General features: G+C 71.9%; 2 protein-coding genes. One reads left to right on the forward strand and one right to left on the reverse strand.

Annotated features, from left to right (window positions below):
• Positions 1 to 255 precede the first annotated feature (255 nt).
• Positions 256 to 756, forward strand: a complete 501-nt coding sequence (locus tag ACWGIU_RS36520; protein ID WP_453712377.1) for an NUDIX domain-containing protein — start codon at positions 256 to 258, stop codon at positions 754 to 756.
• Between the two features lie 213 nt (positions 757 to 969).
• On the opposite strand, the gene ACWGIU_RS36525 is transcribed toward ACWGIU_RS36520, so the two are convergent.
• Complete coding sequence (locus ACWGIU_RS36525) at positions 970 to 1,971, reverse strand: hypothetical protein (RefSeq protein WP_453712378.1); 1,002 nt, start codon at positions 1,969 to 1,971, stop codon at positions 970 to 972.
• Between the last annotated feature and the right edge of the window lie 100 nt (positions 1,972 to 2,071).

Consider the following 2,071-nt stretch of genomic DNA (forward strand, 5'->3'; position numbering starts at 1 on the left):
GGGAGTGGTTGAACCCCCGCCACGCCCCGGCCCTCACCCGGCGAACGGCGCCGCTGCGCCCCGCCCCACCGCCGATTTCTCGGCGGTGGGGCCGGCGCCGCACATGGAGCGCGCGGGCCGACGGTGACCGGCTCGTTCTGGCGTATGAGTCCTCGCGCGGCCGGGCCGGCCGGCCCCGAGGAGTGTGCGGTCTGTGATTCCGGCCCACCGCTGCATCGCGGCCGGTCCGTGGGCGGGCATGGCTAGGCTCGTGGCATGACGAGCCTTGAGGTGCCCTCCCCCGTTGTCTCGGCCTACGACCGGGCCTTGCCGCGCAAGCGAATGGCGGCGGGGGTGCTGTTCTTCGACGACCTCAGCCGGGTGCTCCTCGTCGACCCTGTCTACAAGGACCCGTGGGAAATCCCCGGCGGAGCGGTGGAAGCCGACGAGTCCCCCCGCGACGGTGCCCGTCGCGAAGTACGGGAAGAACTTGGCCTCGACATGCGGCCCGGGGCGTTGCTGGGTGTCGACTGGACCGCCCATCGCCCTGAGCGCAGCGAGGGCCTGGTGCTGGTCTTCGACGGCGGTCGGCTCTCGCACAAGCAACTCGCCTCAATCCGGCTCCAGAAGGAGGAGCTCCGCGGCCATGCGTTCGTGGAGGTCGAGGAAGTCGGGCGGCTCCTGGTCCCCGTGCTGGCCCGCCGGGTCCAGGCCTGCGCCGCGGCCAGGGAGCAGCAGCGCACCGTATATCTGGAGAACGGCTTCGAGGCGGAGTGAGGACACCGGTCGCGTAGCTGCGCGACGTGAGCAGCCGGGGTGTGGTGGCGATGGCCGGCTCCGCCGGGGCGGAAGAGGGTTACTGAAGTTGAATGTGTGATGTCGGTCAGTCACATGTGATCAGAGTGCGCCCCTGGTCCCAGTTGCTACTCGGTCTATGACCACGTCGTCTACGTCGATCCCAACGTCGGGGTCTGCTCTGCCTCTGACGGTTCAGCATCCTCGGTCGTAGATCGCCCGCAGCCACGGTTCCCTGACGGCGGGCATCCGCGCGAGCGTGTACTGGCACGCCTCCCTGGACGGCTGGAACGGGTACCACAGGTGCGGCGGCAGTGGGTCGTCCCGCTCCACGCCTGCCGGCAGTCCGCCGACCACCGGCAGTCGGGTCCGATGCGGCGGGAAGGCGAGCTCGGCCCAGAGCCCGGCATCCACAGGTACCGGCACCGCCCCGGCGCGCGGCTGCCACAGGTCTCCGGTCTGCGGATGGACCGGCACCAGCACAAGGTCAGCGGCTGGCTCGCCGAACCCCGGCCCCGCCAGGTCCAGCCGCTTCGAACCTTCCCCGGCAGGCAGCAGCGCGCCAAGTGCCCGGCCGAGGAGCTCAGCGACCGGCCCGGGCGCCGCCTCGACCGGCGCGCCCCCGGCGGCCACCACCACCTGGGCGAGAGCCACGCCCGCCGGGATGTCCCGGTACTCGCTCAGCCGGTGCCACAGCGCGCCGGTGGCCAGCAGCTCCGCCCAGTCCATGATCGGCCGCTCCGGCGGGCTGGGCAGCCGTACTACCGCCTGCGGGACGAGCCGGACGACCTGCCAGCACCCGCAGTCGTCCATCCTCGTTCCAACCGGCAGATCGCAGCCCAGACAGGCAAGGTTCGGGCCGTCCCTTCCGTCGATCCCCATGCAGTAGCCCCCGGCCCGCTCAAGGATCAGCCTGGTGCCGCGCATGTCGCCGGGCGCGAGGAGAACGGTGTTCGACGGCCCGTCGGACAGCGCGCCGAACGGCGCGAAGCGCCCCCGCTCCGCCGCCTCGCGCGCCCCGACCTCGTCCCACGGCCGCCACGGCGGCCCGTACGGTGCGGGGTCGACGGCGTAGGACCCGGCCTCCAGCAGTGGCGGATGCAGCTTCTCCCAGTGGGTGTCGGCCAGGTGGATCGGCAACGCCACCTCCGACACCGCCGCAGTCAGGACCGCACCGCAGCCCGCACACCCGAACACCGCCAAGCCGTCTCCTCCCGCCGTCGAAGCCCCTGCATCCCACCAAGCAGGCGGACCGGGGGCAAGCGGTTTTCAGACAACGCTAAACGCCCCGCCAATC

The organism is Streptomyces sp. NPDC054840 (assembly GCF_053611065.1).